This is a genomic window from Candidatus Pristimantibacillus lignocellulolyticus, assembly GCA_023639215.1.
Classification (GTDB): Bacteria; Bacillota; Bacilli; order Paenibacillales; family Paenibacillaceae; genus Pristimantibacillus; species Pristimantibacillus lignocellulolyticus.
In genome coordinates this window covers 525,441-538,799 of sequence record CP097899.1, presented here as the reverse complement: position 1 = coordinate 538,799, position 13,359 = coordinate 525,441, and the positions used below count along the sequence as shown (strand labels likewise).

The following is a 13,359-nucleotide window of genomic DNA, read 5'->3' as shown; positions in this document are numbered from 1 at the left end:
TTATTCATCCTTTTTAGGTTTTTGCGTATGCAAGAAGTTAGGTCTTCTCTTCATCCATCGTAATGGTACCTCAAACAGAGTTGGCATCAATCCACGTAGATCCAATGGTGATAACGGAGCTAAGTAAGGTACTCCGAAAGATCGAATCGTCGATAAATACAAGCAAAACAAAATTATTGATAAAATAAACCCGTAAATTCCGAGAAATGTTCCGAATAGAAATGCGAAGAATCTAATCAAAACAACCGTACTACTTATGGACTGATTGACAAGAGTGGCACTAGCTACAACAGTAATAGCTGTAACAACGATAATAATAGGTGATACAAGACCAGCTCGTATTGCAGCATCCCCAATAATTAGTCCACCAACTACAGTTAATGTTTGACCAATTGAACTTGGAAGACGTATTCCTGCCTCACGAAATAATTCCATTAAAGACATAATGATGATCATCTCTAGACCAGCATCCAAAGGTAAGCCATGTCTTGAAGTTGAAATGGTAGCAAGCAATGCGAACGGTATTTGGTCAGGATGGAATGTAGTAATTGCCACATAGAACGATGGAAGGAAAATAGTTAATAATAATGCGAACAACCGTAATAACCGACCAATGTTCGAAGATAGAAGTGGGAAAAAGCTATCCTCAGGTGACTTTAATAACAGTAGAAAATTGGCAGGAGCTATAATAGCTGTTGGATTGTTGTCTAATAGAAGAGCAAATCTTCCATTAAGCAAACTATCTGCCACAAAGTCCGGTCTACCTGAGTAGTCCATTGTCGGAAATAGAGCAAATGATTGGCTAGAAATAAGCTCCTCCAAATTACCTGTTGTAACAACTTGATCGACATGAATCGCTTCCAATGTATTTCGAATATTGTTGATCGTCTCCATATTGGCGATATCATCCATATACATTAATGCGAGTTTCGTTGAAGTCCTTGTTCCTAAAGTAAATGTTTCGCAGGCAAGATGTTGACTACGAATTCTACGACGAATTAGCGCGACATTAGAACTAATATCTTCTATTAGACCATCGCGAGGTCCTCGAATTGATGGTTCCGATGCAGAATCCTCTGTTGAACGAGTCGGAAAATTTGATATGTTAATCGTCCAAATCGCTTGTAGATCAGGGACGATAAACATAAAGTTCCCTTCAAATAGTAAAGCAGAAAATTGACTTAGAGTAATAGGTTCATCTGGGTAACTAATTGTTGACCAATTCAATAAAGTTACATTTTGAATATCAGATATACTTTCGAATTTTGATTTTTCATAGATGAGATTTAACTCAGGAAAGACGGTTTCACTGAGCGAATTATTATTGATAACGACGTCGGAATAAACGATAAATACTTGCTTACTATTCTCCTTTTTTTGAGAAGAATTAGCGTACCCATAATTTGGTAAGTGAGACATGCTATTATGAAAAGATGTAACATTGTGATTAAGCGGTTGAGTGATTCCTTTGGCATAATTGTCATTGTTACTTGCTGATTGAGTATTGCCATAAGTTTTGTTCAATATGATGACATCTTTACAAAGCTTAAAATAATCTTTTAACGCTTCTTCTGTTAATTCAACTTGTTGATCCTTCATTGTTACGTCGCTCCTTTGCATGAATAATATATATAGAAACTCCAATAAGAAGGGTAAATAGCACAACGAATATTAGTATGCCTGGAAAGTAAATATGTTGTAACAGACTCAGCATTGTATCTTCTCTCCAAGGTAAATACATGAGAGCAATCATAACTACTCCAGCTAAGCTCAGAAATAATAATCTATAGTTATTTTTTCTGATTTGAAACAAGTCAACCATCAGATACATGGAGATCGATATGCGTACAATCGAACCTGAAAGCCATTGATAAATAGATAGAAAATCAACATGTTGTAGAAATTCACCTAAAGATAATATTTTCCATTGATCAAAGGCTGTGTGTCTTTGTTTAGAAGCTTCATCAGGACCAAATTCGGTTATGCCACCTGTTGTTGGTCCCATGACCATCATTAACAAAAAGAGCGCCAGTATTACTGTTTGCCACCATTTCATCTTCTGCTTAATATGGTGAGAGTAAAGCATAATAACCCAAATTTCCATTAACGCCGAGATGACGTACAAGCTTCCACTAATAGCTGGAACATACCCCTTGTCAAAGATCGGGAAAAGCAAATCCCAATCTTTATGTTTCATATTAGCTGAAGCAACAAAATATCCAAGGAACATAACGACAGGTAGTAATAATGACGCAACAATGGCAATCGATTGTAGGCCACAGTAGGCAATTAATACGCAAATAACAGTTGCAAACAAAGAAACAACAATGAAAGGGGTCTGTACCATATATGTAGTTACTGCCCACATCATGGTATCTAGTAGGCTATAAAACGCTGAAAAAAACAATATAAAAGCTAATATTAATTTAACGATCCAGCTAGCTAAGTTACCCCAATGTTGTTTGGTCCACTCAATATAGGATTGACCATTTAATTGTTTGATAAGATAGTTATAGATCAAAAACCAGATAATAAAAAATGGAGCAGCAATAATGACTGAAACCCAAGAATCACGACCAGCTACATTGAGAACTACAGGTATTGACATAACATGAGCAACAATACCAGCACTCAAGATGATGATAGAAATAGATAGCCATATTGTAATGTTTCCCCTTTGATGATCCAATTTCCATGCCTCCAATAACCAATGATTCCATTATTTTGTCAACTTAAGTACATTTTTAGTCATGTGCTGAATTAAATTGTGGAGACATCACGAAAAAACTGTGATTAAATAGAAATATTGATCAACCATGTAAATTTTTTGCGACCATTAGGAGGTTTTTGTAATGAGGAAGTTCCGCTCATGGAAGTTAAGCGTATTAGTATTGCTAGCAATTAGTGTTGTCGGTTGTGGTAATGGTTCTGAAGGATCAGTAATAAATGTTCCCCCTGCTGTTACGAGTCCAACTGAAGTTACCCCAACACCAGAAATACTAGAGCCTGCTTTTAACGCGCCATTTACGGGTATGGGGTTAGAAGTGGATGCAAAGGATGCTCCAATTGTCGTACTCATTAACAATCTTGCTCCAGCTAGACCACAAAGTGGCTTAAGTCAAGCAGATGTCATCTGGGAAGTGCTAGCTGAAGGTGGAATTACAAGACTAGTAGCACTATTCCAAAGTACAACAGAAAATGAATTTGATATTGGTCCTGTAAGAAGTAATCGTCCATATTTTATTGATCTAGCGGGCAGTTATGGTGCAATTATTGCCCATGCTGGTGCAAGCAATGATGCTTATGCCATTTTTCAAGGACAAAAAAAGTCTTACTTAGATGAAATTTCGAATGCTGGATCTTATTTCTGGAGAAGCAAAGAGCGTAAAGCTCCGCATAATTTATATACGAATCTTGGAAAACTTAGAGAAGGCGCAAACAAAAAATCATATCAAACGGAACTTCTCGTAGCTGGTTATACATTCGATCAACAGAATACAAAACCCCAAGTGGGAACTATTAAGCAATTAGAAGTGAATTTCCAATTAAAAGGATATCGTTTAGGGTATCAATATGATGATGCCAAAGGTACATATTTACGTAGCATTAATGACGAGCCTCACATCGATAAAAATAATGACGAACAATTATCTACAACAAATCTAATTTTTATTCAGGCTGAGCATAAAGTACTCGATAATGAAGGTAGACTTTCTGTTGATCTACAAAGTGGTGGTGATGCTCTTATTATTAATCATGGTAATAAAATAGAAGGAAATTGGATTAGAGCAGAGGATGGTATGATTCGTTTTCTTCAAAACGGAGCAGAGATCACTCTAGCTCAAGGGAAGAGTGTTATCCATATAATACCAACAGGGAAAGCAATTACTGAACACGTCAAATGGGAATAGTAGGGGTAATGTTGACACTATCGACAAATTTCGATAAAAAATATGAAAAAAAATATTAATATTTCATGAATGTTTACATTCCGTTAACAATTCTAGGTTACACTATTTCATGGCAGGCAAATGTATTTGTTGTATGCTACTATCTTAAAGCCGATAAGGGGATTGACATGTTTAAGAAACCGAAAAAAGATATTTTCTTTAGTACTTTCGAAGAAATGGCTGATACTATAGTTGAAGCAGCGGAATATTTCGCGAAAGGTGTTACTGATCTTTCTGACGTAGAGACATTTGTAAAGCGTATGAAAGATTATGAAGGCCAATGTGATCAATATACACATACGATTCTAAGTGAACTTAATAAAGTGTTTATGACACCAATTGAGCGCGAAGATATTATGGCTTTGACAACTTCCCTGGATGATGTGATGGACGGTCTTGAAGCAACAAGCACACGTTTCTTAATGTATCATATCACTGAAAAAGATGATCATATAACAGCATTTGCTGATATTCTTGTTCGCTCTGCACATCAAATCAAGAGCGCTATTAATTTACTTTCTGTTAAGAAACTTCTTCCAATCCGTGAACATAACATTGCGATTCATGGTCTTGAAAATGAAGGTGACGATTTGCTTCGCGTAAGTGTAACTCAATTATTTGCAAATGTTAAGGATCCGATCGAGCTAATTAAGCGTAAGGAAGTCTATGAGCGTCTTGAGCAAACAACTGACTGCTGTGAAGATGTAGCAAATACACTTGAAACTATCGTGATGCGTAACAGCTAAGCGAGAGAGCAGAGGTCAGATAGATGGAAATATACGTATTAGTGAGTGTTGTATTTTTGGCTTTAGCATTTGATTTTATAAATGGATTCCACGATACAGCGAATGCCATTGCAACTTCAATCTCTACTCGTGCTATTAAGCCGCGTGTTGCCATTCTAATGGCAGCAAGTATGAACTTCATAGGTGCTATGACGTTTACAGGAGTAGCAAAAACAATCGGCGGTAGTGTTGCTGATCCAACAAAACTAGAATTTGGTGTTGAAATCGTTATCTGTGCGCTAATAGGTGCAATTATTTGGAACTTAGTAACATGGTGGTTTGGAATTCCTTCCTCATCTTCTCATGCGCTAATTGGGGCACTAGCAGGCGCAGTAATCGCAGGTGCAGGTTTCAATAGTTTAAATATGGCAGGATTTTTAGATATTTTGAAAGCATTAATTCTGTCTCCACTTATTGCTTTTACTATAGGTTTCATCATAATGTTTCTACTTAAGAGAATATTTGCAAGATCTAACCCGCATAATATTAACAAGGGTTTTCGCTCGGCGCAAGTCGTTACAGCAATGTTCCAATCATTCGCACATGGTACGAATGATGCACAAAAAGCAATGGGGATTATCGTATTTGCTCTAGTTGCAGCAGGTGTTCAAGATACTACAGACGTGCCACTATGGGTTAAAATCTCTGCTGCAACGGCAATGGCATTAGGGACTTCCGTAGGTGGTTGGAAAATTATTAAAACAATGGGTACAAAAATTTTCAAAATCGAACCTATTAACGGCTTTGCTGCGGATATGGGTTCTGCAATGGTTATTCTTACAGCAACATTCTTACATCTTCCTGTAAGTACAACTCATGTTATTACTTCATCACTTCTTGGTGTTGGTAGTGCTAAGCGTGTTTCAGGAGTGAAGTGGGGCGTAGCGGGTAAAATCGTTATTGCTTGGTTTATTACCATTCCGATTACGGCGTTGTTGTCGATGGTTATCTTCTGGATCTATGATTTGTTATTCCTGTAAGAGGTAGTTCAAAAAGCAGACTTTGATAACGATGAATGGGTTTCGTAGCATATTCGACATCGAATATGAAGCGAACTTGGGAAGTCCGGTACGCGTGTACCAACCATGTACACTTGCGTTTCCTCCTTCCACAAGTAGCGCTCCATCTTCTCGGTTCTAGAATCCCGCTTATTGAACCTTCGTTATAAGAGGTATTTCAATTATAGGTTGTACGATAAAAAGTATCACTTCAATCAGAAAAAATCTGATTAAAGTGATACTTTTTTGTTGGGGGTACTTTGAAAGATTAACGATTACCACCTTGTCTCTTCATTAACGGAGTGGATTTTCTACTTGATGGTGCTGAGGTCGTTCTTCTGTTACTATTGGTCGTTCTAGTTCGTCTTGTTCGATTAGTTGTCGAACGACGACGTGCAGGGGTGGTGGTTGTTTCTGCAGCAGCACTTTTGTTTCCTTTTCCCATCGTACCTGCAAATACTTTAACCATTGGTGCGATTTGACCGACGGTACTGACAACCTTTTGTACGGTAGTAACGGTTGAAAGAATACCATCAAGTCCACCAAAACGATCTACTAAACCTTTCAATTCATCAACATTGGCATATTTCGTCAAGCTCGCTAAGCTAAATCCACTACTATTAGGTTTTGGAGGAGCTGCAGCTACATCTGTTGTAGTTGCAACTGGTAGAGTAACTTGCGAAGTTGAAGTAGCATTTTGAATATTCGAAGTTGTTGAATATCCACTATGTTGACTCGGAATCACAGTATAGCCATGTGAATGACCGAATTGTTGAGGTTGAAAGGTTGATGCATGAATCGTTCGAGTTGGATTTCTTCGATATGCATAATTCTGTCCATGTGGAGAAGCGTTCACTTTGAATCACAACCTTTTTTATTATGATTCGTACATTATATGAAATAGGCATTTATATGGATTGGATATATGCCTAGAGTTTTGTTGAATATTTGGGTATATGGCAGGATAAGCTTCTATTCTTTAACGCGTGAATACGGTACTGTTTGAACTATTAGAACAAACAAGCTACAATAGTAGAAATAGACTGTAAATCTATACTTTCGATGTATGTTTATTTTCATGGTAATATATCGAGTAGTATTGAAATTTAAGGAGAGATCCCTTTGCAATTAAAAAAATTGAACGATAAATCAATAGATCAATTATTCGAAGCTATTCTAACATTGAAGGATGTTGAAGAATGTTATATTTTCTTCGAGGATTTGTGTACAGTAAATGAAATTCAATCGTTATCACAACGACTAGAAGTAGCTCGTATGCTTGGTAATGGAAATACATATAATCAGATTGAGTCTGAGACTGGTGCGAGTACAGCTACCATTTCTCGAGTTAAACGTTGCCTGAATTATGGTAACGATGGTTATAAATTAGCATTAGATCGTCTTGAGAAATAGGTGATTACCTATGAAGCCAGGCATATTAGTTATTAGTCATGGTTCGCGTGAAGTCTCTTGGGTAAAGCAAGTTGAGGAACTCGTTAGTGAGGCAACAGTACTATTCAAGCAGTATTTGTTAGGTGAAGAACGTAGCGAGACAAGTATGCAACAACATGTAGATGCAAGCAAAGAGAGTCCGTCTATTCCAATATATGCATCTTATTTGGAATTGGTAGAAGGAAAACTTATACAAGACGGCATAACTGCATTGGAACAAGAAGGTGTTACACATATTCATGTAATGCCTTTATTTGTTTCATATGGTAGTTCACATATAGATGAAATTAAGCAAGCATTCGGATTTGAACCCGTGTCTGATTTTATTGGGGATTTGGAGCCATTTGACGTACAAGCACATGTGGATTTTCATGAACCGATTGTCGATGATCCTGAGGTTATTGTTATTTTGCAGCAACAACTGCAAAGGTTGAGTCATAATCCAAGTCATGAGGGCGTATTACTACTAGGTCATGGTAGTAGCTATGATTACTTCTATCAGCTATGGGATAAGGGTATGAAGCAGCTAATGGATAAACTAAGTATCGGTGTTTCCTTTGCGGCAATGGATTATGCGCCATTATTACCAGAGCAGTCCAAAGCACATTTAGAACAAATGCAAGCACTGGACCAAGTGAAATCAGTTATTGTATTACCGATTTTTATTAGCCCTGGTTATTTCACACGAACTTTGATTCCTTCACGTCTATCTGGGCTAGACTATGTATATACAGGTGAAACATTATTGCCACATCCTGAGATGGCAAAGTTATTATATAGAAGGTTTATTAGTATGTGTAACGTGTGAGGAGTGAATTGCGATGAAGAGAGCTAGATTAATCTATAATCCTACGTCGGGTAGAGAAGAAATGCGACGCAGATTACCAGATATATTGCAAAAACTTGATGAAGGCGGCATCGAGGTTACTTGTCATGCAACGACTGGTGAAGGTGATGCAACTTTAGAAGTGGAACGGTTATTAGAACGTGGTGGCTACGATCTAATTATTGCAGCAGGTGGCGATGGTACGCTTTATGAAGTGATTAATGGGTTAGCAGGCAAGGAAAATAGGTTACCGCTTGGCATTGTGCCAGTAGGTACAACGAATGACTTCGCCCGTGCAATGGGGATTCCGAAGCATTGGGAATATGCATGTGAACTTATTATTAATCAATATTCTGTGCCAATTGATGTAGGAAAAGCCAATGAACGCTACTTTATTAATATCGCAGGTGGAGGTTTCTTAACGGAACTCTCCTATGATGTGCCGATAAAGTTGAAAACGATGATCGGACAGTTAGCGTATTACTTGAAGGGCATGGAGAAGATGGTACATCTACGTCCGACAGAGTTAACTTTTGAAGCGGAAGGTGTAGGTACATTTACTGGCGAGTTCATGTTGTTCTTAATATGCAACAGTAATTCAGTAGGTGGGTTTGAGCGATTAGCACCTGATTCCAAGCTTGATGATGGTTTGTTTGATGTATTACTCATTCGTAAATGTAATCTGGCAGAATTTATCCGTTTAGTATCATTGGCTTTGCGTGGTGAGCATTTTGGTGATAATCATGTTGAGCATTTTAGGACAAACCGCCTAACAGTAGAATCACCAGATAAGGTACAATTGAATTTGGATGGAGAATACGGCGGAACATTGCCAGGAACATTTGAAATACTGCCGTCTCATATTGAGATATATAAAGACGAGACAGGCATATCAACATACAGCTAAGTAGAGGATGTTCAAATCAGTTACTTGTGATCACGATGTGAAGCTGACGTAGCATACTCGGCTGCGAATATGGCTTTCATCGGAAGCCTGCGATGCGCGTGTACAAATAACGTACACTGTGCTTCTCGTTTCCTAGCTTCAAGCCATCTTCTTGGTGCTGACAAGCAACTGATTTGAACTTATATTGGAAGAGGATGTTCAAATCAGCTACTTGTGATCACGATGTTAAGCTGGCGTAGTATATTCGGCTGCGAATATGCCATTCATCGTTTGCTGTGGTGCTCACGTACCAATAACGTACGTTGCGCTCCTCACGTCACTAGCTTCAAGCCATCTTCTTGGTGCTGACAAGCAACTGATTTGAACTTATATTGGAAGAGGATGTTCAAATCAGCTACTTGTGATCACGATGTTAAGCTGGCGTAGTATATTCGGCTGCGAATATGCCATTCATCGTTTGCTGTGGTGCTCACGTACCAATAACGTACGTTGCGCTCCTCACGTCACTAGCTTCATGGCATCTTCTGACAAGCAACTGATTTGAACTTAGATTGGAAGAGGATGTTCAAATCAGTTACTTGTGATCACGATGTGAAGCTGACGTAGCATACTCGGCTGCGAATATGGCTTTCATCGGAAGCCTGCGATGCGCATGTACAAATAACGTACATTGTGCTTCTCGTTTCCTAGCTTCAAGCCATCTTCTTGGTGCTGACAAGTAACTGATTTGAACTTATAGTTGAAGAGGATGTTCAAATCAGCTACTTGTGATCACGATGTTAAGCTGACGTAGTATATTCGGCTGCGAATATGCCATTCATCGTTTGCTGTGGTGCTCACGTACCAATAACGTACGTTGCGCTCCTCACGTCACTAGCTTCATGGCATCTTCTTGGTGCTGACAAGCAACTGATTTGAACTCTCAATGTAATAGAAGAAGTTCAAAAAGCGGACTGTGATTGAACTGATACAAGGTGCAAAAAAGGTAGTCATAATTAGAGCGGAGCGTAATGATGAAATCAAAAAAGACTATGGGGAACAAGTTTAGCAATAGAAAACCACAATTTAATAAGGCAGATAAATCTTCTGATCGTCCTGGATCACGTACTAGTCAGAGTACGCGTGAAAGTAAATCTGGAGAGCAATCCGCTGTAAGAGGTAGTAGATATGCCGAGCGTGCTGGTGTTAACGGTAGTGCTGCGCGTAAGAGCAGAATGGCTGAACAAGGTAGTAAATATGCTGAGCGTGGCGGAGTGAATGGCACAAGTGGACGCGGAAGTAAATATGGCGAGCGTTCTAGTGAGCGAGACGGTGAGTATTCCAATAGTTCGAAGCCATCTAATAATGCTAAAGGTGGTAAGTCGGCGAAAAGTACAGGCTCTCGTGGAAAAGCGCAAGGCAGTAACTATACTGAGCGTAATATATCTGCTCAAAATGGTAAGCCGAAGCGTCCTGTAGCAGCTAAAGGTACTGTGAAAATTGCTTCTGCACCGGCAACTAAAGTAGCAGAAAGTGCGAAAAATAGTCATACACGTCGTGGACCTAATAAAAAGAACTTGTCAACGTTACATGAGAAGAATGAAACGGTGCAAGCAGATATCATTGGAATAACTCATGATGGAGAAGGTGTTGGACGTACAAGTGCGGGATATACATTGTTCATTCCTAACACATTGCCAGGTGAGCAAGTTGAAGCGAAGATATTGAAGTCCAAAAAGCAGTACGGCTATGCTAAAGTGACAGCTTTCAAAAATGTAAGTGAGCAACGTGTAGAACCACCTTGTCCAATCTATAAAGAATGCGGTGGTTGTCAGCTACAGCATTTTGATTATGAAGGTCAGTTAGTGTGGAAACGTCAGCATGTTATCGATAGTTTAACTCGTATTGGTAAGCTACAAGTAACGGGAGAACAACAAGTTGGCGCGGAAGGCGATGCAACGTCTACAGAACATCAAGTGATTGTACATCCAACGGTAGGTATGGATAATCCTTGGCGTTATCGTAATAAGGCTGCTGTGCCAATTGGTAGAGGCGAGAGTAGTGAAGAGCTAGTCGGTGGTTTCTATGCTAAGGGTAGTCATCGTATTGTCGATATGAAAGATTGTATGATTCAGAAGGAACGTAATGATGAAGTCATACATCAAGTGAAGGAAATTGCTCGAGAATTGCGAGTGTTGCCATATGATGAAGAGACGGGAACAGGTATATTGCGTCATGTTGTAACACGTATCGGCGTAGTTACTGGTGAGGTAATGGTTGTACTTATTACGAATACTTCTCGTATTGCACGTCAACCTGAATGGATTGAACATATTCGTAAACGTATTCCGAATGTGAAGAGTATCGTCCACAATGTGAATGATAAAGTTACGAATGCGATCTTCGGTGAAACGACGAAAGTGATCTGGGGTAGCGAAGTCATTTATGATGAGTTAGATGGTATTCGCTTTGCAATCTCAGCTAGATCATTCTATCAAGTGAATCCTGAACAGACGATTTCTCTATATCGTAAAGCAGTTGAATATGCGGGATTAACAGGTAAAGAGCAAGTGATCGATGCATATTGTGGAATTGGTACCATCTCGTTGTTCCTAGCTCGTAATGCTGGTCATGTGTACGGTGTAGAAATCGTGCCTGAAGCGATTGAAGATGCTAAGCGTAATGCGAAGTTGAATGGACTAGAAAATACTACGTTTGAAGCGGGACCTGCAGAGATCGTCATTCCAAGATGGAAGAAAAAAGGGATGAAAGCAGATGTTATCGTAGTCGATCCACCTCGTAAAGGCTGTGATGCAGAGCTACTAGATACGATTCTTGCAATTCGTCCTGAGCGTGTAGTGTATGTAAGTTGTAATCCATCAACGTTGGCGAGGGATTTGAGATTGCTCGAAGATGGTGGCTATAGAACGATGGAAGTAACACCAGTAGACATGTTCCCGCATACGGGGCATGTTGAAGTAGTTACGTGGTTGGAGAGAGTGTAGTACAGATGTCTGTAATCCCTTATGTACATTGGGTTTACTGATGGTGTGCAGCGTCATTAACATTGGTAATACTGTTGCCTCAACAAACTAGCGTTGATGTAAAATTGATGTAAAAATTGACCGGAGATCAACCTATAAGAACATAAAGATGACGCTTAGGAACTGTTTATCCTGAGCGTCATCTTTGTCATTCAGAAGGTTTGTTTTTAAATAACGATTCAAATTTATCAGCAGCAGCTTGATCAGCTGATCTCAATGCATGACCGTATATGTTCATCGTTGTGGAAATATCTCCATGACCTAAGCGCTCAGAGATGATCTTAGCGTGAACTCCCTGATTAATCAAGATTGTAGCCGAGGTGTGCCGCAGGTCATGAAATCGGATATATCTGAAATCATTTTTCTTAATGAATTGTCTAAACCAAAGATAAGGTCGCTCATGATGGAAAGGATGTCCATTGGAATGGGAGAACATGAAGAACCAATTTCCGCCTTGCCATTCGTCAATCATTTCTTTGCGCTCATTTAATCGAAAAGCGTAGTACTCTTTCATTTCCACAAGCATTGAATTCGGTAAAGCAACTTTTCGGATGGAATTTCTTGTTTTTGGATGCTTAACGATTACTACTCCTTTCACGGCGTATATCATACTTTGCGAGATTTCAATGACGCCACTAGGTTCAAAAAATTCAACTTACAGAGGAAGTGTATTTAATTTTTATTATGGATCTGATTTAATGAAATAGTAGAAAGGATTTTTATTTTTGGATTGGGTGTAAGACAATTGATATAGAGGTTTCCCAAAGAGTAGAATCGTATTTTACCAATATTCTAGTTCCCTTAGAGATGATTATTTATGAAGAAAGTGTACCTATACTTGTAAATTTACATGTTTCTAATGGATATGTGTGTGAATTAGAATTATAGCGTACTGACTCTACTCCAATTGATAATCTTAAGATAGGACTCGATCCAGTTGGAGATTAAGCTAAATGAATTATAATTGTCGAATTTCTTTTTAGATTGTGTCAATTCAAAAAATATAATAAAAACATAAATAATAGAAATATAAATACATTATCTATGGATATTAACTATTAATCAAATAATAATATTGTTATTATAACTATAATATGGTACCTTAGTTAGGATTTAATTAAAAACATAATATTTTTCATTAATGGTGTTACTGTATAGTCTGTTACAGTAACTTAAAAGGGAAGTTCGGTTAAATTCCGATGCGGTCCCGCCACTGTAAAGCGGAGTAACTTATTATATATCCACTGTACTTTTTGACTAATACGGGAAGGAAATAAGTTGCGATGATGCAAGCCAGGAGACCTGCCAGTAATGATTTTATTTTTCCCCACGAGGATGGGAGGAGGGTGCATATTTTCTATGTCTGCTGATTAATTCAGCATTCACATTAGTGGCCATCTTTCAATTTTGAAAGATGG

11 protein-coding genes and 1 riboswitch are annotated in these 13,359 nt (G+C 38.5%); of the genes, 7 read left to right on the top strand and 4 right to left on the bottom strand.

From position 1 onward, the window contains the following. Positions 1–1,599, bottom strand: coding sequence for a spore germination protein (locus NAG76_02225; GenBank protein URN95095.1), 1,599 nt, complete (start codon positions 1,597–1,599; stop codon positions 1–3). Beyond that, the gene (locus NAG76_02220; GenBank protein ID URN95094.1) at positions 1,580–2,689 is read right to left on the bottom strand and encodes an endospore germination permease; all 1,110 of its coding nucleotides are present in this window, start codon (positions 2,687–2,689) and stop codon (positions 1,580–1,582) included. Before NAG76_02220 ends, NAG76_02225 begins: the two co-directional genes overlap by 20 nt. A gap of 163 nt (positions 2,690–2,852) precedes the next feature. On the opposite strand from NAG76_02220, the gene NAG76_02215 reads away from it, so the two are divergent. The 3 genes from NAG76_02215 to NAG76_02205 all read left to right on the top strand — a co-directional run bounded on the left by NAG76_02215 (position 2,853) and on the right by NAG76_02205 (position 5,715). Further along, positions 2,853–3,911 carry a DUF3048 domain-containing protein gene (locus NAG76_02215; protein ID URN95093.1) on the top strand — a complete coding sequence of 353 codons (1,059 nt, stop codon included), beginning with the start codon at positions 2,853–2,855 and terminating at the stop codon, positions 3,909–3,911. A gap of 167 nt (positions 3,912–4,078) precedes the next feature. After that, positions 4,079–4,696: a DUF47 family protein gene (locus tag NAG76_02210; protein ID URN95092.1), complete on the top strand. Its 618-nt coding sequence runs from the start codon at positions 4,079–4,081 to the stop codon at positions 4,694–4,696. A 23-nt stretch (positions 4,697–4,719) separates the two neighbouring features. Continuing rightward, a complete protein-coding gene (locus NAG76_02205) occupies positions 4,720–5,715 on the top strand; it encodes an inorganic phosphate transporter (protein URN95091.1) in 996 nt (331 codons plus the stop codon). Between the two features lie 286 nt (positions 5,716–6,001). Here NAG76_02205 and NAG76_02200 read toward each other — a convergent pair whose 3' ends face one another. Beyond that, the gene (locus NAG76_02200; protein ID URN95090.1) at positions 6,002–6,589 is read right to left on the bottom strand and encodes a hypothetical protein; all 588 of its coding nucleotides are present in this window, start codon (positions 6,587–6,589) and stop codon (positions 6,002–6,004) included. A gap of 266 nt (positions 6,590–6,855) precedes the next feature. Here NAG76_02200 and NAG76_02195 point away from each other — a divergent pair, with 266 nt between their 5' ends. The 4 genes from NAG76_02195 (at position 6,856) to rlmD (ending at position 11,902) form a co-directional block, all read left to right on the top strand. After that, positions 6,856–7,146 carry a YerC/YecD family TrpR-related protein gene (locus tag NAG76_02195; GenBank protein URN95089.1) on the top strand — a complete coding sequence of 97 codons (291 nt, stop codon included), beginning with the start codon at positions 6,856–6,858 and terminating at the stop codon, positions 7,144–7,146. Positions 7,147–7,156: 10 nt separating this feature from the next. Beyond that, the gene (locus NAG76_02190) at positions 7,157–7,993 is read left to right on the top strand and encodes a cobalamin biosynthesis protein CbiX (protein ID URN95088.1); all 837 of its coding nucleotides are present in this window, start codon (positions 7,157–7,159) and stop codon (positions 7,991–7,993) included. A 13-nt stretch (positions 7,994–8,006) separates the two neighbouring features. After that, positions 8,007–8,918, top strand: coding sequence for a diacylglycerol kinase (locus tag NAG76_02185; GenBank protein URN95087.1), 912 nt, complete (start codon positions 8,007–8,009; stop codon positions 8,916–8,918). A 1,556-nt stretch (positions 8,919–10,474) separates the two neighbouring features. Further along, the gene (rlmD, locus tag NAG76_02180; GenBank protein URN96744.1) at positions 10,475–11,902 is read left to right on the top strand and encodes a 23S rRNA (uracil(1939)-C(5))-methyltransferase RlmD; all 1,428 of its coding nucleotides are present in this window, start codon (positions 10,475–10,477) and stop codon (positions 11,900–11,902) included. A gap of 187 nt (positions 11,903–12,089) precedes the next feature. Here the strand turns inward: rlmD and NAG76_02175 are convergent, their stop codons facing one another. Continuing rightward, the gene (locus tag NAG76_02175) at positions 12,090–12,539 is read right to left on the bottom strand and encodes a site-specific integrase (protein ID URN95086.1); all 450 of its coding nucleotides are present in this window, start codon (positions 12,537–12,539) and stop codon (positions 12,090–12,092) included. A 527-nt stretch (positions 12,540–13,066) separates the two neighbouring features. Continuing rightward, positions 13,067–13,266, top strand: a riboswitch (cobalamin riboswitch). Positions 13,267–13,359: the final 93 nt, after the last annotated feature.

Coding starts and splice junctions, on each gene's coding strand:
- NAG76_02190 (URN95088.1), top strand. CDS start 7,157: ATGAAGCCAGGCATATTAGTTATTAGTCATGGTTCGCGTGAAGTCTCT.
- NAG76_02215 (URN95093.1), top strand. CDS start 2,853: ATGAGGAAGTTCCGCTCATGGAAGTTAAGCGTATTAGTATTGCTAGCA.
- NAG76_02205 (URN95091.1), top strand. CDS start 4,720: ATGGAAATATACGTATTAGTGAGTGTTGTATTTTTGGCTTTAGCATTT.
- NAG76_02210 (URN95092.1), top strand. CDS start 4,079: ATGTTTAAGAAACCGAAAAAAGATATTTTCTTTAGTACTTTCGAAGAA.
- NAG76_02185 (URN95087.1), top strand. CDS start 8,007: ATGAAGAGAGCTAGATTAATCTATAATCCTACGTCGGGTAGAGAAGAA.
- NAG76_02225 (URN95095.1), bottom strand. CDS start 1,599: ATGAAGGATCAACAAGTTGAATTAACAGAAGAAGCGTTAAAAGATTAT.